17 protein-coding genes are annotated in these 21,563 nt (G+C 64.0%); 8 read left to right on the top strand and 9 right to left on the bottom strand.

Annotation, left to right across the window (positions count from 1 at the left end; all coding sequences use genetic code 11):
• Window positions 1-6 precede the first annotated feature (6 nt).
• From zapE to ABVN20_RS21805, 3 genes are read right to left on the bottom strand one after another with little or no spacing between them, the layout of a single operon-like run.
• Entirely contained in the window at window positions 7-1,128 is a 1,122-nt protein-coding gene (gene zapE / locus ABVN20_RS21815) for a cell division protein ZapE (protein WP_368557825.1), read from the bottom strand.
• A gap of 30 nt (window positions 1,129-1,158) precedes the next feature.
• Window positions 1,159-1,500 (bottom strand): nuclear transport factor 2 family protein, encoded by a 342-nt coding sequence (locus tag ABVN20_RS21810; RefSeq protein WP_368557824.1) that lies wholly within the window; start codon window positions 1,498-1,500, stop codon window positions 1,159-1,161.
• Window positions 1,501-1,552: 52 nt separating this feature from the next.
• Window positions 1,553-2,269, bottom strand: a complete 717-nt coding sequence (locus ABVN20_RS21805) for a helix-turn-helix transcriptional regulator (RefSeq protein WP_368557823.1) — start codon at window positions 2,267-2,269, stop codon at window positions 1,553-1,555.
• 184 nt (window positions 2,270-2,453) lie between these two features.
• Here ABVN20_RS21805 and ABVN20_RS21800 point away from each other — a divergent pair, with 184 nt between their 5' ends.
• The gene (locus tag ABVN20_RS21800) at window positions 2,454-3,506 is read left to right on the top strand and encodes an aldo/keto reductase (protein ID WP_368557822.1); all 1,053 of its coding nucleotides are present in this window, start codon (window positions 2,454-2,456) and stop codon (window positions 3,504-3,506) included.
• A gap of 57 nt (window positions 3,507-3,563) precedes the next feature.
• On the opposite strand, the gene speB is transcribed toward ABVN20_RS21800, so the two are convergent.
• Both speB and ABVN20_RS21790 read right to left on the bottom strand, forming a co-directional pair.
• Window positions 3,564-4,523 carry an agmatinase gene (gene speB / locus ABVN20_RS21795; RefSeq protein WP_368557821.1) on the bottom strand — a complete coding sequence of 320 codons (960 nt, stop codon included), beginning with the start codon at window positions 4,521-4,523 and terminating at the stop codon, window positions 3,564-3,566.
• Window positions 4,524-4,542: 19 nt separating this feature from the next.
• Complete coding sequence (locus tag ABVN20_RS21790) at window positions 4,543-5,634, bottom strand: polyamine ABC transporter substrate-binding protein (RefSeq protein WP_368557820.1); 1,092 nt, start codon at window positions 5,632-5,634, stop codon at window positions 4,543-4,545.
• Window positions 5,635-5,735: 101 nt separating this feature from the next.
• On the opposite strand from ABVN20_RS21790, the gene ABVN20_RS21785 reads away from it, so the two are divergent.
• The 3 genes from ABVN20_RS21785 (at window position 5,736) to ABVN20_RS21775 (ending at window position 8,904) form a co-directional block, all read left to right on the top strand.
• On the top strand, window positions 5,736-6,629 hold the full coding sequence (locus ABVN20_RS21785) for a LysR family transcriptional regulator (RefSeq protein ID WP_368557819.1): 894 nt from the start codon (window positions 5,736-5,738) through the stop codon (window positions 6,627-6,629).
• A gap of 273 nt (window positions 6,630-6,902) precedes the next feature.
• Complete coding sequence (locus ABVN20_RS21780; protein ID WP_368557818.1) at window positions 6,903-8,375, top strand: nucleobase:cation symporter-2 family protein; 1,473 nt, start codon at window positions 6,903-6,905, stop codon at window positions 8,373-8,375.
• 55 nt (window positions 8,376-8,430) lie between these two features.
• Window positions 8,431-8,904 (top strand): LEA type 2 family protein, encoded by a 474-nt coding sequence (locus tag ABVN20_RS21775; protein ID WP_368557817.1) that lies wholly within the window; start codon window positions 8,431-8,433, stop codon window positions 8,902-8,904.
• Window positions 8,905-9,030: 126 nt separating this feature from the next.
• On the opposite strand, the gene ABVN20_RS21770 is transcribed toward ABVN20_RS21775, so the two are convergent.
• Window positions 9,031-9,954, bottom strand: coding sequence for a carbon-nitrogen hydrolase family protein (locus ABVN20_RS21770; protein ID WP_368557816.1), 924 nt, complete (start codon window positions 9,952-9,954; stop codon window positions 9,031-9,033).
• 84 nt (window positions 9,955-10,038) lie between these two features.
• Here ABVN20_RS21770 and ABVN20_RS21765 point away from each other — a divergent pair, with 84 nt between their 5' ends.
• Entirely contained in the window at window positions 10,039-10,947 is a 909-nt protein-coding gene (locus tag ABVN20_RS21765) for a LysR family transcriptional regulator (RefSeq protein WP_368557815.1), read from the top strand.
• Between the two features lie 9 nt (window positions 10,948-10,956).
• On the opposite strand, the gene ABVN20_RS21760 is transcribed toward ABVN20_RS21765, so the two are convergent.
• The gene (locus ABVN20_RS21760) at window positions 10,957-11,211 is read right to left on the bottom strand and encodes a hypothetical protein (RefSeq protein WP_368557814.1); all 255 of its coding nucleotides are present in this window, start codon (window positions 11,209-11,211) and stop codon (window positions 10,957-10,959) included.
• Window positions 11,212-11,373: 162 nt separating this feature from the next.
• Here ABVN20_RS21760 and ABVN20_RS21755 point away from each other — a divergent pair, with 162 nt between their 5' ends.
• Entirely contained in the window at window positions 11,374-11,691 is a 318-nt protein-coding gene (locus tag ABVN20_RS21755; protein WP_192308529.1) for a YqjD family protein, read from the top strand.
• 167 nt (window positions 11,692-11,858) lie between these two features.
• Here the strand turns inward: ABVN20_RS21755 and ABVN20_RS21750 are convergent, their stop codons facing one another.
• A complete protein-coding gene (locus ABVN20_RS21750; RefSeq protein ID WP_368557813.1) occupies window positions 11,859-12,899 on the bottom strand; it encodes an Ldh family oxidoreductase in 1,041 nt (346 codons plus the stop codon).
• 222 nt (window positions 12,900-13,121) lie between these two features.
• On the opposite strand from ABVN20_RS21750, the gene ABVN20_RS21745 reads away from it, so the two are divergent.
• The gene (locus tag ABVN20_RS21745) at window positions 13,122-17,897 is read left to right on the top strand and encodes a DUF6543 domain-containing protein (protein ID WP_368557812.1); all 4,776 of its coding nucleotides are present in this window, start codon (window positions 13,122-13,124) and stop codon (window positions 17,895-17,897) included.
• Window positions 17,898-18,098: 201 nt separating this feature from the next.
• Window positions 18,099-19,118 carry a FecR domain-containing protein gene (locus ABVN20_RS21740; protein WP_368557811.1) on the top strand — a complete coding sequence of 340 codons (1,020 nt, stop codon included), beginning with the start codon at window positions 18,099-18,101 and terminating at the stop codon, window positions 19,116-19,118.
• A 50-nt stretch (window positions 19,119-19,168) separates the two neighbouring features.
• On the opposite strand, the gene ABVN20_RS21735 is transcribed toward ABVN20_RS21740, so the two are convergent.
• A complete protein-coding gene (locus ABVN20_RS21735) occupies window positions 19,169-21,514 on the bottom strand; it encodes an acylase (protein ID WP_368557810.1) in 2,346 nt (781 codons plus the stop codon).
• Between the last annotated feature and the right edge of the window lie 49 nt (window positions 21,515-21,563).

The raw sequence follows: 21,563 nt of genomic DNA, 5'->3' as shown, positions 1-21,563 counted from the left end.
CTGGGTTCAAGCCTCGGCGAAACGTTGCAGTTGCATCTCCTGGAGCCGGCTGAGTGTGCGGCGAAAGGCGAACTCCAGATAGCCTTCGGTGTAGAGGTCTTGCATCGGCACCTGGGCTTCCAGGTACAACGGCACCTTGCGGTCGTAGCACTCGTCGACCAGCGCGATGAACCGCCGCACGCCATCGTCATGCACCGATAATTGCGGCAGCTCGCGGTCGCCCGCCACCACCCGCTCGACGCCGTCTTCCGTGCCACGGGCAATGCGCCCCGGACGTTTTTGTGCGCTGAGGTTGGGCACGTCACTCAACAGGATAGCCTTGAACCGGTCGCACAGGGCCATGAAGTCCATGGCGGCCAGGGGTTGCTCGCAGAGGTCGGCGTAACGGGCCCACAGCACGCTGGCGCTGGCCTGCACCACGGCCAGCGACCGGTAGCCGACCTGAATCGGCTCGGCAGACACCGTCTGGCCGACGGTCAGGGCCTTGAACACGTCGCCCAGTGCACCGGGCTGGCCCGGTTCGGCCACCCAGTAGCGCTGCAGACCGGCGCCGGGGTGCAGACGATGATCTTCACCGCCGTCCACCGCGATCACCTGCATGTGCTGTTTGATCGCCTCGATCGCCGGCGTGAAGCGCTCCCGGTTGAATCCATCGGAGTACAGCCCGTCCGGTGGCTGGTTGGAGGTGCAGACCACCACCACGCCCTGCTCGAACATGACCTGGAACAGCCGCCCGAGGATGATCGCATCGCCAATGTCATTGACGAACAGCTCATCGAAGCACAACACCCGCACTTCTGCGCTCAGTTCCCGGGCCAGGGCCTTCAGCGGGTCGGCAGTGCCGGTCAGCTGAAACGAGCGCTGGTGCACCCAGCCCATGAAATGATGAAAATGCTGGCGTCGGGCCGGGACTTGCAGGCTCTGGTAAAACTGGTCCATCAGCCAGGTCTTGCCGCGCCCGACCGGCCCCCACAGGTAAACGCCCTGTACCTGCGCATGGTCGCCCTGGTACAGCGCTTCGTAGCATTTTTGCAGCGCCCAGACAGCATGTTCCTGGGCCTCGTCCTGGACGAAGCCCTTCTGTTGCACAGCCTGCTGCCAGGCACTTAACGGAGAGTTGGCATTCATGCGCGGCAGTATGCCATCGCCCCGCCATGACTACAGGGAAATATCCAGCCGCGCGATCTTGCCTTGCTCGTTCAACCGGAACATGTAGCGCAACTCCAGCGGGCTGCCGGGAAAGGTGCCCGACACCAGGTTGTGCACCAGCACCTTGCCGGTGCGCTGTTGCACATTGAGCACCTCGAACCTTGGCTGGTAACGCTGGCCGGTGTCCTGCATCCATTGCGCGATGGCCTGGGCGCCGACCTGGTGCTGGCCCTCATCGAACACGTTGGCATCCTCGGCGAAAAAACTGGCGACCTTCGACGTATCACGGGCATTGGCCGCGGCGATGTAGGCAGCGATGGCCGGGGCCAGCGAAGCGGCGGGACTGGACATGGTGACGACTCCTTGTTGATCGGTGATGAGGCCATGCTAAAACAGCCCTGCGTCAGTTTTTGTCAGGAGTGAAACGCCCCGCCTCGTCCAGTTCCATCTGCTTGCGCCAGGTGCGCAGCAGGTCGCCACGCCGCCCCGGATAACGCTCGCCCTGCTCGCTCGCCGCCGCGATTCGGTCGGTACGGAAGGTCCGGTAGGCGCCGCGCAGTTCACACCAGGCGACGATGATGCGCACCTCGTTGAGAAACCCCAGCGCCAGCGGCCAGATCAATCGCTGGCTGGGCACCTGCTGGGCATCGGCGTATTCGATGTGCAATTTGGCTTGCGCGCGGATCGCCTGACGCAACACGTTCAACGACACCACGTTGGGGGCGAAGCCATAACCGCGCGGGCCCGGCAGCACCGTCGGATTGTGCAGCGCATCCAGGGCTTCCGGCGCCAGTACCGCGGCGATCTTGGCCAACGCATCGGCCGCCGCCTTTCCCAGCACTTCATCGCCGCGCTGGTCGACATACCGCAGGCCCAGCACGATGGCTTCGGTCTCGTCGGCATTGAGCATCAGTGGTGGCAGGAACAGGCCGCTGCGCAACACATAACCGATCCCGGCCTCGCCATAGATCGGCGCGCCCAGGGCGGTCAACTCGGCGATGTCGCGGTACAGCGTACGTTCGGAAATCTCCAGCTCACTGGCCAGCGTCGCCGCAGTGACCGGCCGGCTCTTGCCACGCAGCACTTGCAACAGGGTGAGTAAACGCGTGGTGCGAGACATGGTCGATTGACTTCGGTCTTGGGAGGTTGGCGCAGCTTAGCAGAGGCTCCTGTCAGTTAATGTCAGGAGTGACAGGGGGTGTTTTGCCGCCGGGAAAATTCGACTTGACGTTATACATGACTAGCATCATCTTAAATACATTCTTAGAAACATCTATAACGCGTCTCGTCTCAGGAGTCTTCCCATGCATTACAAAGTGTTCGGCCGCAAAACCGGCCTGCGGGTCTCGGAACTGGCGCTGGGTGCCGGCAATTTTGGAACCGGTTGGGGTCATGGCGCCGAGCGCGACGAAGCCACCCGCATTTTCGAGGGTTACCTGGAGGCCGGCGGCAACTTCATCGACACCGCCAACGGTTATCAGGGTGGCCAGTCGGAAGCCATGCTCGGCGAGCTCATTGGCCCTGAACGTGACCGTCTGGTTGTCGCCACCAAGTACAGCCTCGGGACCACGCCGGCAGCGGGCATTTCCCACACGGGCAACAGCCGCAAGAACATGGTGCGCGCGGTGGAAGAAAGCCTGAAACGCCTGAAGACCGAGCACATTGATCTGTTCTGGGCGCACATCAGCGATGGCGTGACGCCCATGGAAGAAATCCTGCGCGGGTTCGACGACCTGGTGCGCGCCGGCAAGATCCATTACGCCGGGCTGTCGAACTTTCCGGCGTGGCGGATCGCCCGCGCCGATGTGCTGGCCGAACTGCGCGGCTTTGCGCCGATTGCCGCAATTCAGGTCGAGTACAGCCTGGTCGAGCGCACCGCCGAACGGGAAATGCTGCCAATGGCCGAGGCCCTGGGCCTGGCGGCCACGTTGTGGTCGCCGCTGGGTGGCGGTTTCCTCACGGGCAAGTACCGCAGCAACGACGGTGACAACCGCGCGAGCAAACTCGGCATGCTGGTGCATGCTGAAAAAAGCGCCCGCGAGACGGCCCTTCTCGATGCCTTGCTTGCCGTCGCCGCTGAAGCTGACGCCAGCCCGACCCACGTCGCCATCGCCTGGCTGCTGGAAAAGGCCCGGCGCTCGACGACCGCTCTGATTCCTATTCTGGGATCGCGCTCCCGTGAGCAACTGGACGGGACGCTGGGGGCGTTGAGCCTGCAATTGAGTGCGCAGCAACTGGCGCGACTGGAGGCGGTCAGTGCGATAGAGGCCGGGGTGCCCCATGGCACCATTGCCGGATCGAAACCGCGCTATTCAGGGGCTGAGACGCTGGATCTGCCGGTCATTGCGGTGGCTTGATTCGCCAGCGATTGATCGTTCCCACGCTCTGCGTGGGAACGATCAGGCACAAGAGGGTTACAGGTCCACCTTGTGTCGGGCGGCATACAGACACAGCATTTCCATCGCCAGCGTCGCCGCCGCCAGTGAGGTAATGTCCGCGCTGTCGTAGGCCGGCGCCACTTCTACCAGATCCATGCCCACCAGATTGATCCCGCGCAAACCGCCAAGGATTTCCAGCGCCTGCACCGTACTCAGGCCGCCACACACTGGCGTGCCGGTGCCAGGGGCGAAGGCCGGGTCGAGGCAGTCGATGTCGAAAGTCAGGTACACCGGGTGATCGCCGACCCGCGCACGAATGGCCTCGACAATCGCGTCCACCCCACGGCGATGCACCTGCCGCGCATCCAGCACCTGAAACCCCTGGTGATCGTCATTGGTGGTGCGCAAGCCGATCTGCACCGAGCGCGACGGATCCACCAGCCCTTCGCGCGCCGCATGCCAGAACATGGTGCCATGATCGACCCGCTTGCCCTCCTCGTCCGGCCAGGTGTCGCTGTGGGCGTCGAAGTGGATCAGTGACAGCGGCCCATGTTTGCGGGCGTGGGCCTTGAGCAGCGGATAGCTGATGAAGTGATCGCCGCCAAAGGTCAGCATCGCGCAACCGGCCTGGAGGATGTGCTCGGCGTGGGCTTCGATGGTCTCGGGTGTCGAGTGCGGCGCGCCGTAGTCGAAGTCGCAATCGCCGTAGTCGATCACCGCCAGGTGGTCGAACGGGTCGAAGGCCCACGGCCAGTGCCGTTCCCAGGCGATCCCGGTGGACGCCGCGCGAATGCCCCGCGGTCCGAACCGGGCGCCGGGGCGGTTGCTGGTGGCGGTGTCGAACGGCACGCCGCTGACCGCCACGTCGACCCCGCGCAAATCGCGGCTGTAGCGACGGCGCATGAAACTGGTGATGCCGGCGTAGGTGCTTTCCGCGGCCGTGCCATAAAGACTGTCGCGGGTCATGGCCTGGTCGTTGAGTGCTGGGACGTCCATCGGGTGCTCCTTCTGATCGTTATTGGCGGCTACGGAAAGCGGTCCACAGGCGGGTGCGCTGGCGCAGGTCCTTGAGGCTCATGCTGCGGTCGGCGTACAGGCGTTCGCGCACATCGGCCAGCGGGTAGATGTCCGGGTCGTTGCGCACTGCTTCATCCACCAGCGGAGTCGCCGCCTGGTTGGCCGTGGCGAAGAACAGCGTGTTGGTCAGCGCCGCCACCGACTCGGGGCGCAACATAAACTCGATGAAGGCACGGGCCGCTTCGGGGTGAGGTGCGTCCTTGGGGATCGCCAGGTTGTCCTGCCACACCAGCGTGCCTTCCCGGGGAATCCGGTACGCCACCTCAAAGGGTTTGTTGGCCTTGCGCGCCTGGTCGGCCGCCATGCTTGCGTCGCCGTTGTAGGTCAGCGCCAGGCAGACGCTGCCGTTGGCCAGGTCGTTGATCTGCCGACCACTGGCGACGTACAGCACATTGGGTTGCAACTGACGCAGCAGCGCGTCGGCGGCTGACAGATCGGCCTTGTCGGTGCTGTAGGGATCTTTACCGAGGTAGTGCAGCGCCAGGCCGATGACCTCCTGGGGCGAGTCGATGATCGCGACGCCGCAGTCCTTCAGCTTGCTGGCGTACTCGGGCTTGAACAGCAGGTCGAGGCTGTTGAGCGGCACGTCGGGCAAGCGTTGTCTCACTGCTTCGACGTTCATGCCCAGCCCCAGGGTGCCCCAGGTGTACGGCACGCCGTAACGGTTGCCGGGGTCGACGGCGGCGAGTTTTTCCAGAAGGTCCGGGTCGAGGTTGGCGTAGCCCTTGAGGCCTTCATGGGCAATCGGCTTCAACGCCCCGGCGGCCAGGCCCCGCGCCAGCACGCTGGACGACGGCACCACCACGTCATAACCGCTGCCGCCGGTGAGCAGCTTGGTTTCCAGCACCTCCGAGGAATCGAAGGTGTCGTAGCGCACATGGATGCCGGTTTCCTGCTCGAACCGCTGCAACGTTTCGGGGGCCACGTAATCGGCCCAGCTGTAGAGGTTGACCTCGTTGTCGGCAGCCTGGGCCGACACGGCCAGGGCGAGTAACAACGCAGGAACACAGCGCTTGAATGAGGGAGCCATGACGAACACCTGACCAGGGGAAGTGGTTGCAGCATGCAGCGCCTGTTACATTGGAAAAATACCAAGTCAGTTACCCTGACATTATCCGGGAGTAATGTTTGATGCTCGGCCAGCTCCATGACGTGGATCTGCACCTGCTGCGCCTGTTCGTCAGCGTGGTCGAATGCGGCGGTTTCAGTGCGGCCCAGGGTGAACTGGGCCTGAGCCAGTCGAGCATCAGCCAGCAGATGGCCCGGCTGGAAACCCGCCTCGGCTACCGGTTGTGCAGTCGCGGCAAGGGCGGCTTTCGGATCACGCCCAAGGGCGAGCAATTGCTGCTGGCCACCCGTGAGCTGTTTCAGTCCATCGAAGTGTTTCGGCATCAGTCCAACGGCGTCGCCGGGCGCCTGCTCGGCGAGGTGCGCCTGGGCCTGTCCGAAGCCTTGGACCAGGCCGTGCTGCAACAGGTCGCCGAGGCGATCCGGCGCTTTCGCCAGCGCGACGAGTCAGTGCGCATCGAGCTGATCAGCGCCATGCCGGGGGAAATGGAGCGCCTGCTGTTGCAGCAACGGCTGGACCTGGCTATCGGCTATTTCTCACAGGTGCAGAGCGCGTTCGACTACCGCGAACTGTTCATCGAAACCCAGCACCTGTACTGCGCCGCCGGGCATCCGCTGTTCGACAAAGCGCAGCCGAGCGAACAGGACTTGCAGGCCTGCGACCGGGTCGACCACCCCTACCGCTTCCTGCGCAGCGACGAGCCGTTCCAGGGCCAGCGCTGCTCGGCGCGCTCGGAACAGGTCGAAGGCACCCTCGCCTTCATCCTTTCCGGCAGGCACGTCGGCTACCTGCCCGAGCACTTTGCGCGCGGCTGGGAAGACAAGGGTTTGCTGCGGGCGGTGCGCCGCCATGATTTGAGTTTCGACGTGACCTTCCACCTGGCCCGCCACCGCGCGCAGGTGCCGGGGGACGCGCAGAAGGCGTTCGAGGAGGATTTGTTGGGGGCGTTTGCCTGAAGGATCACACGCCCTCCTGTGGGAGCGGGCTTGCTCGCGATGGCGGTGGGTCAGTTAATAAATTGTTGTTTGACACACCGCTATCGCGAGCAAGTTCGCTCCTACAGGGAAAGCGGTGGGTCAGTTGTTTAAATGTTGGCTGATAGACCGTATTCGCGAGCAAGCCCGCTCCCACAGGGTTGATCAGTGATCATTTGATTTGTGTAACACAGGTTTTCTGGCATCCTGCGCCTCCCTTTTCCGACCCGGCCGCCTTTGTGCACGCAAACCACCATGATTGCCTCTGAAAAAGCTCCCGCTCCGCGCCACAGTGACCTGCTCTACGGTCTCGACGACCGCCCGCACCTGACCGCCACGGTGTTCGCCGCCCTGCAACACGTGCTGGCCAGTTTTGTCGGCATCATTACTCCGACCCTGATCATGGGCAGCGCCCTGGGGCTGCAAAGCGAAATCCCCTACCTGATCAGCATGGCGCTGTTCGTCTCCGGGCTGGGCACCTTTGTCCAGGCGCGGCGTATCGGCCCGATCGGTTCGGGCCTGCTGTGCCTGCAAGGCACCAGTTTCTCGTTCATCAGCGTCATCCTCAGTGCCGGCTTCATGGTCAAGGCCCGCGGCGGTGGCACCGATGAAATCCTCTCGACGATCTTCGGCGTGTGTTTTTTCGCCGCGTTCATCGAAGTGGTGCTGAGCCAATTCATCGGCAAGCTGCGCATGCTGATCACCCCGGTGGTCACCGGCACCATCATCACCCTGATGGGGCTGTCGCTGATCAAGGTCGCCATGACCGACATCGCCGGCGGCTTCGGTGCCACGGATCTCGGTGCCGCCAGCCACATCGGTCTGGCCGCGCTGGTGCTGGGCACCATCGTGGTACTGAACCGGGTGGACGTGCCGTTCCTGCGCCTGGGCGCCATCGTCATCGCCCTGACCCTCGGCTACTTCGTCGCCTGGCTGACGGGCAGCGTGGATTTCGCCAGCATGCCCGAGGTGCCGCTGGTGAGCGTGCCGGTGCCGTTCAAGTACGGCTTCAATTTCGACTGGGTGGCGTTCGTGCCGGTGGCGGTGATTTTCCTGGTGTCGCCGCTGGAAGCCGCCGGTGACCTGACGGCCAACTCGATGATCTCGCGCCAGCCGGTCAAGGGCCCGGTGTACATCCGCCGGATCAAGTCCGGCCTGCTCGCCGACGGCCTCAACTCGGCCATGGCGGCGGTGTTCAACAGCATGCCGATGGTGACCTTCGCGCAGAACAACGGCGTGATCCAGCTGACCGGCGTGGCCAGCCGCTACGTGGCGCTGTTCATCGCCGGCCTGCTGGTGCTGCTGGGGCTGTTCCCGATGATTGGCGCGGTGCTGCAACTGATGCCCAAGCCGGTGCTCGGTGGCGCCGAGCTGGTGATGTTCGGCACCGTGGCCGTGGCCGGCATCAAGATCCTCGCCGAAGCCGGCCTGCACCGGCGCAACATGCTGATCGTGGCGATTTCCGTGGGCATGGGCCTGGGTGTGGCTGCCGTGCCTGAAGTGTTGAGCACCTTGCCCAAGGCGCTGCACAACATCTTCGAGTCGCCGATCACCGTGGGCGCATTGTGCGCTATCGTGCTGAATATCTTCCTGCCCGAAGAATTCATCGAACTGGAAGAAGACGATTTCGACCCGGAAGCCTCGATCCTCCAGGTCATGGAAAACCCGGATGTCCCGGCCAAGGGTGAACCTGCCGCCCCTGGGGATGTCGCACAGTTGAACCGCTAGGCAAGCTCAAGGCCGAGCCCTCGTGGTTCGGCCTTTTCTTTTCGAGAGTCTGCCCATGCGCCGTGTCCCTGCCCTTGTCCTGTCCCTCCTGCTGCTGACCCTGAGCGCCTGCGCGCTGCTGCCCAACCGCGACCCGCTGAACATCAACGTGGTCGGGTTCGAACCGCTGGCCAGCCAGGACATGGAAGTGCGTTTTGCCGTGAAGATCCGCGTGCAGAACCCCAACGATACCGCCATCGACTACAACGGCGTCGCCCTGGACCTGTCCGTCAACGGCCAACCGCTGGCCTCCGGTGTGAGTGACCAGGCGGGCTCGATTGCGCGGTTTTCCGAAACGGTGCTGAGCGTGCCGGTGAGCGTCTCGGCGTTCTCGGTGCTGCGCCAGACCCTGGGGCTGAGCCAGACGCAGAGCCTCGACAACCTGCCCTATGTGCTGCGCGGCAAGCTGGCGGGTGGGTTGTTTGGCACCATGCGGTTCAGTGACAGTGGCAAGTTGAGTTTGCCGGGGGCGGCTGTAGGCACCTGGTAATGTTTAGCTTTTGTGGGAGCGAGCCTGCTCGCGATAGCGGTGGATCAGCCAGCTTGATTGTTGCCTGATGTACCGCCATCGCGAGCAGGCTCGCTCCCACAGTGATCAATCCAGCAAGGAGTAAGCTCAGCGAGTGAACTTCACCCCAGGCTTGGCCCGCTCATCCACCGTCAGCTCGAACACATCCGGCCGCGCGTAGTGGCCCACCACGTCGTAGTCATAACGCGCGCGCACCAGTTCATCCGTGTCGATCTCGGCGGTCAGCAATCCGCGCTCGCCACGCAGCGGCCCGGCCAGGACGTCGCCCATGGGGCCGACGATCACGCTGCCGCCGGCAATCAACGGGCGGTCTGCCGGCCAGTTGGCGATGTCCAATCCCAGCGCTTGCGGCGAGTCCTGGACCTGGCAGGCGCTGACCACGAAGCAGCGGCCTTCATGGGCGATGTGGCGCATGCTCACCTGCCACATCTCACGCTCGTCCACCGTCGGTGCGCACCACACTTCGACGCCTTTGGCGTACATGGCCGTGCGCAGCAGCGGCATCATGTTTTCCCAGCACACCACGGCCCCCACGCGCCCGACCTGGGTGTCGAGCACCGGCAGGGTCGAGCCATCGCCCTTGCCCCAGATCAGCCGCTCGGTGCCGGTGGGCATCAGTTTGCGATGCTTGGCCACAAGACCGGCCTGCGGGTCGAAATACAGTGCGGTGCAATACAGGGTGCTGCCGTCGCGCTCGATCACGCCGATCACCAGGTTGGCCCCGGTGCGCGCCGACAGCCCGGCCAGCGCTTCGGTTTCCGCGCCGGGCACGTCGATGGCGTTATCGAAATAGCGGGCGAACGCCTCGCGCCCTTCCGGCAGGCGATAACCCAGTTGCGTGCCGAAGCCCTCGCCTTTCGGGTAGCCGCCCAGCAACGCTTCGGGCATCACCACCAGCGCCGCGCCGGCCTCGGTGATGGCGTCTTCATAGGAGAGAATCTGTTCCAGGGTATCGGCCTTGCCGCCGGGCAAGGCGCCGATTTGCAGTGCAGCAACGATTGACTTGGGCATGTGGGCCACTCCATTCACATCAGGTGTTGCTCATTCTCAGGCCGCCGGCGATCATGAATAAAGACCGTTTCGCTGCTGAATGATATGAACCAGATGAATATCGCGACCCTCGATCTCAACCTGCTCAAAGTCTTCGAAGCACTGCATGAAGAATCCAGCGCCAGCCGTGCGGCGCTGCGCCTGGGCGTGACGCAATCGGCGGTCAGCGCGGCCTTGCGTCGGCTGCGCGAGGTGTATGGCGATCAATTGTTCGTGCGCACCGGCCGCGGCCTGGCACCCACGCTCAAGGCCAATCAACTCAAGCCGGTGCTCAGCGAAGCCCTGAACAAATGCCGGCAGAGCCTGGCGATGGTCGATCCGGCGGCGCACCAGTACGACGGCCGCTCGGTGACGGTGGGTATGTCGGATGATTTCGAGATTGCCTACGGCCGGCAGCTGATCGAGGAAATTGCCCGCTGCGCGCCGAAGTTGCGCCTGATCTTCCGCCAGACCCACAGCCAGATCGTCGCCCAGGCGCTGATGGAGCGCAGCATTGACCTGGCGATCACCGCCGGCGGGTTCGCCGAACGCCTGCTCAGTCGGCAGGTGCTCGGCGAAGGCGATTATCAGTGCCTGGTCGACCCGCGCAGCCTCGCCGAGGGGCAACACAGCCTGAGCCTTGAAGAGTTCGTCGCGCGCGAGCACATCCTGGTGTCGTCGGGCGGTTTCATCGGCATCACCGATGAAGGCCTGGCCGCCGTGGGTTTGAGCCGACGGGTGTGCGCGTCCACCACGCATTTCGCCGCCCTGCCGCATCTGCTCAAGGGCAGCCAGGCCGTGGCGACCATTCCGGGGCACGCCGCGCAAAGCATCGCCGCACTCAGCGGCCTGACGCTGCTGCCCTGCCCGCTGGCGCTGCCGCGTTACCCGGTAGAACTGGGCTGGCGCACCAGCACGCAGCTGGACCCTGTGGTGTTGAAAGTGCGCGAGGCGATTGTCGCCTGCTTCGCCTGAGGGGCGGCCTTATTTGTTGGCGGCCATCAAGCGGTTGACTTCACTGCGCACCATGTTGGCGAATTCCGGGGGCGACATGCCATCGAGTTCGGCGCGAACCCACTCGGCCCACTTGCCCTTGCGCTTGGCCCGCTCACCGAACAGACGCCCCGCTTCGCCCTTGGCTTTACCCAGGTTGCTCTGCCACAACTCGAACAGGCGAGACTTCTCGTCCTCGATTTCCGCGCGCTCGGCAAGGGTTTTGTTGGCCAGATTGAAACTCATGGGGAATTACCTGTTGCGTAAATTGCGTCATCTTACACTGTAGGAAGAAATCCCCGACGCTGGATTTTTACTGGATCGAGCCTACGAGCAAAATCACTGCAACTTTTCCCGTCGCCGCAGACTCCATTGTTCACTGCCCAATCACCCACAAGGAGTAACCCAATGGCCCGCAAAACTGTCGCACAAGCCGCCGAGGATCAAATCAAGGATCAGGCGTTCAGCGAACTTCAGGCATTGATCGAAGAATCCGAGAAACTGCTCAAGAGCAGCGCTTCACTGGTCGGCGAGGAAGCCGACACCCTGCGCGGGCAGATCGCGCAGAAACTGCAGCAGGCCCGTGACTCGGTGACCAGCGTGCGCGACCGCACATTGCCTGCGGTTGAGGCGACCGAGACCTACATCGGTGGTCATCCGTGGCAGACCGTGGCGATTTCGGCAGGGTTTGGCCTGGTGGTGGGTCTGCTGTTGGGCCGTAAATAACCCCCGAGACCCATGACACCTCTGTGGGAGCGAGCCTGCTCGCGATGGTGGTTCAGGCACCGCGAGCATTCAGACGGCCCGCGTTATCGTTGACGCCCATCGCGACGGTTCGACGACTCGACAGGCTCGCTCCCACAAAAAGCAGATTCACAGTGATGTGAAGCCATTCAAAGTCCTGCCAACTCCCGCAAACCCGCCAACGTCTGCGCATCCAGCGCGATGCCGTTGGCCATTAATTTCGCCCGCTGGTTATGCCGGCGATCACCCGGCAAGCGCTTGAGCCCAACCCCATGCATCTGCCGCACCAGTTCCTGGCTGCGTTCGGCGAAGCTCTGCCCCGCCGCCTTGCTCGGGTCGATGACGATCAGCAGTTGCCCGGTCCACGGGGTTTTCGCCCCTGGATGGTTCGACCAGTCGAACTCGAACGAGAAATGCCCACCGGTCAACGCCGCCGCCATCAACTCGACCATCATCGACAGCGCCGAGCCCTTGTGCCCGCCGAACGGCAGCAGCGCGCCGCCTTCGAGGATCGCTTTCGGGTCCTGAGTCGGCTGGCCCAGGCTGTCCACGCCCATGCCCGCCGGCAGGCGTTCGCCTTTACGCGCGGCGATCTGGACATCGCCATGGGCAATGGCGCTGGTGGCCAGGTCGAAGACGATCGGGTCGCCGTCGGCCCGTGGTGCGGCGAAGGCAATCGGGTTAGTGCCGAACAGCGGACGGTCGGCGCCATGGGGCACCACGCAGGTCATGCTGTTGACCACGCTCAACGCCACCAGCCCTTCATAGGCGAAGGGTTCGACATCCGGCCAGAGCGCCGCGAAATGGTGCGAGTTACGAATCGCCAGCACCGCAATGCCGGCGCTGCGGGCCTTTTCCACCAGCAGCGGGCGCGCAGCCTCCAGCGCCGGCTGGGCGAAGCCATCGCCGGCATCGACCCGCACGAACCCGGACGCCACGTCCTCGACCACCGGCACGGCCTCGCCATTGACCCAGCCGCTCTTGAGCGTCGAGACGTAGCCGGGCATGCGGAACACACCATGGCTATGGGCGCCGTCGCGCTCGGCGCCGGCACAGTTGTGCGCCAATACCCGGGCGACCTCGGCCGAGGTGCCGTGGCGTAAAAAGATCTTCTCAAGCAGCCCGGTCAACTCATCCAGACCCAGGTTGTGCGAGACCGCAGTAGACGCTTGATCGTGTGGCGCAGACATCTGAAGCTCCAGACTAATTATTGGAGGGAACAACAGCGTAGGTAGCAGACCCGCTGATTAATCACGGGCGACCACCAGCCTGTCAACCCTGCTCGCGAAGGGTGCATGCGTGCGGCCACACCGGGTGCGTTAACTATCTACCGCCAACGTCACGCCGCCAGCTCTTAGTCTCGAATCTCACCCCAACGGCGCACTCGGGTGCGCCCTGCACGAGATTCGACAATGTCCACACCTTCCACGCCATTGTTCTTCCCCCAGGCCCTGCAATCTCCCGGCCAATGGGCGGATCTGGGCAAAGTCCACGGCCTGACGCGCAAGGATTTCCAGTGGCTCGCCCACGTGAAACTGGCCAGCCACGCGCTACGCCGCCAGCAGAGCCCGGCGATGAGCGCCGAGCGCATCCGGGTCAGCAGCGGTCAATGGTCCTGTGCCCTGGCCGGCAGTTTCGTGTTGAGCGCAACGCCGGATGACCAGGGCGAAATCCTCTACACGCCCTACGGCGGCCTGCGCAAGTTCGACAGTCGCAAGAGCCTGTCCAGCCACCTGAAAACCACCCTCGACAGCGCCGACGAAGACGATGACCTGCTGGCCTGCCTGTCCTTGTCCGCACGCAAGACCCTGGCGGCAGCCAGCGACATCGAGGTCGGCTTCGAGACCATCGACGGCGATGTATTCGCCGACCAGCGCGCCCTGCTCCAACACAATCAGCAGGCCAACGACCAGGCGCTGCTCGATGAGTTGCAACAGTTGCCCAGCCTTGCCGGCCTGCTCGATGCGCTGCTGCACGACACGTTCAAAACCGCGTTTACCGGCGTGGACCAGCGGCGCACGGTGGTCAATTTCTATGCTGAAGCGACACCGCGAGAGTCACCCGACCGTCGCTGGATCAGCTCGCAGTCCCTGGCCGAGGCGCTGCTGTCCTACTACCGCCACCGACGCTGGCCGATCGGCCAACGCCCCGAGTTCTACCATCCACTCAGAAAGCCCGAGGCCCGCGACCAGCAGCAATGGCAAACCCTGATGGAAAAGGCCGCCGACACCCTGACCGCTCGTCTGGGCGTGCAATTGCAGCGTTTCTGGAATGGCATGAGCGCCGACGGTGCGACCCGCCGGGCATTCTTCAGCCGGGTCATCGGCGACAAGGCACGGGCGCAACTGTTGCACAGGCGTGACGAACAGATCGTCAGCCCCGCACAGGCCCGCGCCCTGCAACCGCTGATCGAGCAAACCGTCGGCACGGCCTCGACGCTCAGCGTGGAAACGGTGCGCCTGTGGGAATACCCGGCCAACTACGTCGAACTCGCCGGCGCCTTGATGATCAGCCAGGACAGCGCCAACGCCTTCCTCTACACCCCCGCCCGCGGGTTCGAGGTGCTCAAGGACTACCAGGACCTCAAGGACACCCTGCAGGAAAAGTCCACCACCGCCGGCCACGACGACGAACTGTACGACCTGCTCAGCCTTGAAGAGCGCGCCCGCTTCATCGGCTTCGAGCAGGCACAGGTGTCGGGCGCGTCGCTGACCGGCTGGGTGTTCACCCAACTGTTCGAAGCGATCATCGACAAGCAACAGCAGAACCTCGACTACGCCTTCCAGGTGTTCCGCCACAGCGATGGCGCGGTCAATCTCCAGGCGTTTTTCGACAAGGCCCTGGACATCCGCGCCATGCTCAGCCAACACCTGCTGACACTGGACGCCAAGGGACGCTGGAGCACCCGCCCGGTGCTGTCCGGCCAGCCTCCGTCGATGGTCCTGGCGGACACCGCGGCGAGCCACGCCAGGACCTTTCGAGACGTCGAACTGCCGGTGCGCAGCGAGTTCGCCGAGCAAACGGTGGCGACCTCCCAAGGGCAACGCCAGTACCTGGAAAACATGAAGGGGCGCCTGGCGCATCTGCTGTCGGTCGGCCTGCGCGGCGAAGCCACCCTGCGTGAGCTCAGCGCCAGCCTGCGCAACGCCGACTGGCACCTGGTCGACACGGTGTTCAACCCGGACCGGCCCGACCGCAAGAGCCGGCCAGCCATCCGCGGCTTCTACCCCGATGCGTTTTCCCTGGTGCTGCAATGCGCCGGTGAAACCAGGCTGCTGCCCTTGGCCCAGTGCGTCATGCTGAGCGAACGCGGCGGCCTGGATGTCGAGCACTCCGGGCGCGCCATCCTGTGGACGCCGGGGGCCGGGCTGGAGGTCTTCGGCTCGGTGGGCCACGCCCGCGAGCAATTGAACCTGCGCCTGCCGGACCCTGACCAGCGCCTGGTGTTCCTGGAAAACCTCGCCCCCGACCAGCGCAACTTCCATCGCCGCTATTCACTGCATTCGCTGCAACTGATCAGCGGCAACGTCCTGCAGCACCTGATGCAGTCGGCCATCGAACTGTTCCTGGCGCGCTGCGCGCACCTGCGTTCGCTGAAGCTGGGCACCAACAAGGAAAACAAGGCGTTCTACACCCTGACCCAGACCCTGATCGACACCAACCTGCACCGCGCCAAGTGGATCGCCGACGCCATCAGCCACCAGCAATCGCTGCCGGCCTGGCTGGGCCTGGCGCCGGTGGACGAGCAGCAGTTGCACATCGAGTTGCTGGAGCAGTACCGCCACAGCATCGTCGACGACAAGGATTACCTGCACGGCCTGCCCACACTCGAAGACTACGTGCGCCAGACCCTCACCGCGCTGTTGGCGACGCGGTTTCCCGGACAATCGCTCAACCCCGACGAGATCAACATCGCGCCCAACCTGGCGCTGGCCGGGCCCGCGCAGACCCTGACCGAGTTCGCCCTCAACCACGTCAATACCGCCCAGGGCAGCGGCTTCCGGGTCACCTCCAACACCTTGCGGCCCCTGCCCGAAGGCTTGAACCCCGCCGCCATCAACCAGCTCCTGCTGTCGCTGAGCATTCCCGACGACTACGCCCAAAAGGTCACCGAGGCGCTGTCCGACGCCGACCGCCAGGCACGCTTCGTCAAACAACTGCCCTGGCAACTGCTGCACCACGCCCACAGCCAGACACTGCAACAACACCTGTCCTCCAGCGCCTTCGAGTTGATCACCCAGGTGCTGGACATGCCCGACGCCATCGCCCGCGCCGCGGTGGCGGGGGCCCGGGCAATGGTGCGGCCGCTGGAACTGATCAAGACCACCGGGGCCAAGGCCGTGCAGGCCCTGGGCCTTTATCTGATCGGCCCCGGCACCGGCAAGACCGGGCCGCAGGTGCTCTACGCGCCGTACTTTTCCGGCCCCTTGTTCAGCGAATTCGCCAACGAGACCGCGGTGGTGGCGGCGATCAATACCCCTGGCGCCCTCCAGGACCTGATCGTGCGACGGCTGCCGGACGGCGAGCAGGCCTCGTTCCGCAATCTGCTGACGTCCAGCGTCAATGAAACCAGCGAAATCACCCTCGGCACCACGCCCATCCAGGGCCATGCGTTGCAGCACTGGTTCAGCGACAACACCCGCCTGCTGGCGCGCCTGCTCGGCAGCCGGTCCCAGGCCAGCGGGCAATCGGACTGGGAGGCGGCCAAGGACCTGTTCAGCAAGGGCATCAGGCTGATTGCCAGAATCCTGCCCGGCAAGCTGGCCTACATGCGCTTCTTGTGGGGCGCCTACAAGGACTTCAAGGACTCCGCTGAAGCGTTGCAGAATCGCCACTGGCGACGTGCGCTCAAATCCTTCATCGACGGCGGCGCACAGATGGTCGCGCTGGGCAGGCTGTCGCAGGACGCACCCCCACAAAGCCCGGCGCCCGCGCCCTCCGCGCCGATTGCCACAGCGGCCGTTGCGCCGAAATGGCCGGACGTGCCGCCCACCGCGCCGGCGCGCACCTCGCTGCAACGCTTCGAAGTGACAGACGTGGCCTTGAAGGACCTGAAAAAGGACGCCAGCGAGGGCACCTACCAGGACGCCGCAACGCGATACCACTACGCCGCCATCGCCGGCAAGGTCTATCGCGTCGCCAAGCCTGGCGCGGTCTGGCAGATCGTCAACGACCAGGAAAACGGCCCGTACCTTGCGAAAACCGCAGGCAAGCAACTGGCCATCGACCTCGACCGACACACCGTGCACTTCGGCAAGGCCCTGTCGACCCTCCATAACCGTTACGCCAACGACTATCAGGCGCGCAGGGTATTGAACGTCGAGGCGCGGGGCATGGAGCAGATCCGCGCGCTGTACCCGCACAAGGCGCGGATGATCGTGCAGGCCATCGACATGGCGCGCTTCTACGCGTTCAACAGCCTGCACAACCTGGCGCAGTTACGCCGATTGCTGCCGGGCACGCGGCTGGACACCTTTCTCAAGGCGTTTTTTGATGTGGCCAGCGTCGATACCCCCCTGCTCGACAAAATCAAGCAGGCCATCGTGCCGATCTGCGACGCCCTGGTGGACCCTGGCGAAGACCTGCTCAGCTCCGAGCGTTTCGTGGTGGGCTCGACCCGTCATCTGGGCAACGACCTGATCGCCTTCGTCCTCGACAACGACACACGCAAGGCCGTGCATTTCACCGAACGCTTCTTTGACCAGGGGCTCGACTGGTACAAGTCATGCCTGACCGAACCGTTCAACGTCGAAGGGCACAGCCAGGCGGCCACCCTGATCCACGAATTCGCGCACATCTACGCCAAGGCGCTGGACATCGCCACCCTCGAAGCCCGGCGGCCGTTCAGCGACCTGATTGCGCCGATCACCGGCTATGGCGCGGCGATGAAACAGTCACAGCTGGACTTCCAGCGCACGGCGTTGTCCCTGGCCTCCCCCCGCGAAGAGCTGTTCGCCCACTGGAACAGCACGCTCAGCGCCTGGATCAGCCTGGATGCGATCCCGGGCCTGGAACATGTGGGCAAGGAAATCCTCAAGCTGACCGACAGCAAGACCATGGCCGACGCTCGCAGCGCGTTCCTGAACCGGGTGGACCCGGCCATGCGCATCGAGGTGATCCTGCACAACGCCGACTCGCTGGCCTACCTGATCACCGAAATGGGCCGCCAGCTCGACCCGACGACCTGAGCATCCACTTAATCGTCCGTTAAACAAGTCATGCGTCACTGCGCATGACTTTTTTTTCACGCGCCTTATGGATACTGCCTGACAAGCCCCGTTTAAAAGGCTTGCGATGAAAATAAACGGCCGTTTGATGGGTAAATGCCATGACGGCTGTTCTCGCCGACTTCCTCCCGAGGTTAGAATGCAGGAAATCAGGATGAGTCAATGACCGATAGCCCCCTCTCCGAAGCCGAATACGACGCCATCACCGATGCCGCTGCGCACTGGTGCATGCGTTTGCATGCCTCTGACTGTACCGAGCAAGAGCGACAGGCATTCGAGCAATGGCGCGATGCCCATCCGCTGCATGCGTTCGAGTACGAGGCGATGCTGGAGATCTGGGTGGTGGCCGAAGACTTGCCGCGCACGGAAACACCCACCCCTGTCGAGCCTGTCGTCGCGATTGCCCAACGCCAGCCGACCTCCTCCTGGCGTCCCCTGGCGGTTGCCGCCGCCGTATGCGCCCTGGCGTTGCCATTGGCGGCCTACACCGGCTGGAACCTGGGCTGGCTGCCTAACTCGTACGAACACTTCGAGGCGAGCACGGCGACCCGCCAGGTCACCCTGGGTGACGGCAGTAAGGTGGAGTTGAACCTGGGCACCGAGCTGACCTTCAGCAACTACAAGGATCAGCGTCGGGTCACGTTGAAAAAGGGCGAAGCCTTCTTCAGCGTCCGCCACGATGCCGCGCACCCGTTTATCGTCAAGGCGGCGGAAGGCCGGATCCGCGTCACCGGCACCCAGTTCAACGTGTGGATGTATGAAGATCAGGTGCGGGTCAACCTGATCGAAGGCTCGGTGCTGGTCAGCAGCAACGATGACCTGCCGGGCGACGGCCTGCGCCTGGAGCCGTCGATGCAGGCGCGCTACAAACACGGCGACTTCACCCCGCAGATCAGCCAGACCTACGCCAATGACACCTCGCTGGCGTGGCGCCAGGGCAAGCTGGTGCTCGACGACCTGGCCTTGTCTGAAGCCCTGCCCCTGATCAATCGTTATCTGAGCAAACCCTTGATGCTGGCCGACAGCAGCACCGGCACGATCCGCCTCGGCGGTATCTACAACATCAAGGAACTCAACAGCCTGGTGGGCACGCTGCCCAAGGTGCTGCCGGTCTACCTGACGCGCAACAAGGATGGCAACCCGGTGCTCAACTCCATCCCGCAACAAACCCCCAGAAGCTGAAAAGGCCGCAACCCTTTCGAGGTGCGGCCTTTGTTTTGCCCCGCTGTTTCCTACTGTTTAGCCACCTTGCCGGCCTGTTCATCCTGCTCGCGGATGGTCTGTGCCTGATACTGCGGATCGGCGGTGATCTGCTGTTCGGTGAACGGCAGCACGCTCAATTGCTTCTGCGAAAACGCCAGGGTCTGGTCGTTGGCGTGCGGTGACGCCGGGTCGCTGGACAGCGAGAACGCCAGCAGCCCCCGGGCCTGCGGCCCCTTGTCGTCGAACGTGGCGATTTGCAGGTAGCTGGTGCCGCTGACCACTTCGCGTTTGCCGTCGCTACGCGGCACGCTCTGGATGGCGTTGTACACGCCGAGGGTGCCAGGGCCGCCGTGGATCGGCGTCTGCTGGCTGCCACGGCTGACCACCTGGATGTCGCCCCAACGGCTGTCCGGCGCGAGCCCCGAGGCCTTGACCTGCTGCGCCGACGCCAGCATTGCCTCGCGCAGGGCCTGGGTTACCTCAGGGCGATCCAGCGCCAGGCCGCGTGGGGTGTTTTGCGGGTCCTTGGGGTCGAACGCGACCCGCCAGATATCAGGGCTCTCCTGCATCGCAGCCATCAGGTTCTGGAAATGCAGGAAGCCCAGGCCGCTGTCCAGGTTGGCATGGCGGTCCCAGGATTTCAGGCTGCTGCACAAGTCGCCCAGGGCCGCTGCCTCTTCACCCAGCCCCGTGGCGCAGAACTGCAGCAGATCCGGCAACACCTGCCCGGCCTGATACACCTGATCGTCCATCACCATGTGTTGCAGGTCGATGGCCGCAATCGGTCCCCCCTTGCCCAGCGCGGCCAGGCGATCCAGCGCAAAGCGCGAGCGCAGGCCCAGCGGCTGGCCCTCCTGGCTGATCAGCGGCGAAAAGCCGGTGAGCGGTTGCGCCGGGTTGGCCATCCACGCCGAATCGTTGGAATGCTGGACGAAATCCTTGCGCAACAATTGCGGCAACTGCGCGGCGGCATAGATGCCTTTTTGCGCGGCCGCCGGGTCGATGTCCCAGGCGCAGGCGCTGTTGGAGCCGTCGAGCACGATCATCTGCAGGCCGATCCGTGGGTCACTGCACTGGGCCAGTTTGGCGGCACTGACGTTCGGCACCACGGACAGGTTCATGTACAGCGTCTGCCCCTGGTCATCCGCCGCCAGGGTGTTGACCCACGGGATGCCCTGGATCGAATGCACCGAAGCCTGCAAGTCCTCGAGGCTGGTCGCGCGGTTCATCGCGTACCACTGCTGCAATACCCGGTCATTCTCGAGGTTGGCGTCACGCAGGCTGTAGGCGAACTGCTTGTCCCAGTCGAGTTTTCCCGGCCACTGCACGATCGGGCCGAACTGCGAGCTGTAGACCACATGGGACACCGTGGTGGTCTGCCCGTCAGGCTGCTTGACCTGCACGTTCACGGTTTGCCGCTGCATCGGCAGGGATTGGCCATCGACCAGATAGCGGGTGGCATCCTTGGGATCGAGTTGCAGGCGGTACAGGGTGAAATGCTTGGACGAATCCACGGTGTGGGTCCAGGCCAGGTGCTGGTTGAACCCGATGTTGATCAGCGGCAGGCCAGGCAGCGCGGCGCCCATCACGTCCAGCTTGCCGGGAATGGTCAGGTGCATCTGATAGAAGCGCATGCCGCCGATCCAGGGAAAATGCGGGTTGGCCAGCAGCATCCCGCGCCCGTTGAACGAGCGCTCACTGCCCACCGCCACGGCGTTGCTGCCACGATCGAGAGCGAAGCGTTGAACCCGTTGATCGGCGAGCTGGAACGAGGATGACGCCTGCCCATGGCGCGCGACAGCGCCGGGTGGCGTAGCCCCTGCCAGGGCTTCGGCAAACTGCCCGACACCGCCTTCGACCAGCAGGCGGCGGGTCAACTTGACCAGGTCCTGGACGCCGATCTCCCGCACCCACTCGCCCTGGCACAGTTGCGGCAAGCCCTGCGCGCGACGCTCGGTGAGCGAGCGGTTGTAACCGGCCACATAACCTTGCATGAGGTCGCGGACCTCGGTGGGTTGTGCCTGCCAGAACGCATCGACTGCCTGCGGCGTATTCAACCAGTTGAAGAACACATCGCTGACCTGGTTTTGCCGTTCCTCAACGGTGAACTGCTCGGGGCCGAAATAGCGCGAACGCTCGCCGTTCACCGTGACCACTTCATTGGCCAGCAGGCACAGATTGTCCTGGGCGTAGGCATAACCGATGCCGTAACCGAGGCCGCGTTCGTTGTCGGCGCGGATGTGCGGCACTCCGAAGCTGGTCCGGCGGATATCGGCCGTCGCCGGGTCCGGCTGGCTGCGTGCGCTGGCCGCAACGCTTGAGGCCGCCAACAGCACGGCAAGGCTCAATCGAGTGAATGGGCTGGTAATGATCACGCTCGCTCCTGATCGAATAAACGAAGGTCTGCCCTGCCTGAAAAACGCA

The organism is Pseudomonas sp. MYb118, from assembly GCF_040947875.1.
Taxonomy (GTDB): Bacteria; Pseudomonadota; Gammaproteobacteria; order Pseudomonadales; family Pseudomonadaceae; genus Aquipseudomonas.
This window is presented reverse-complemented; position numbering and strand designations above follow the sequence as displayed.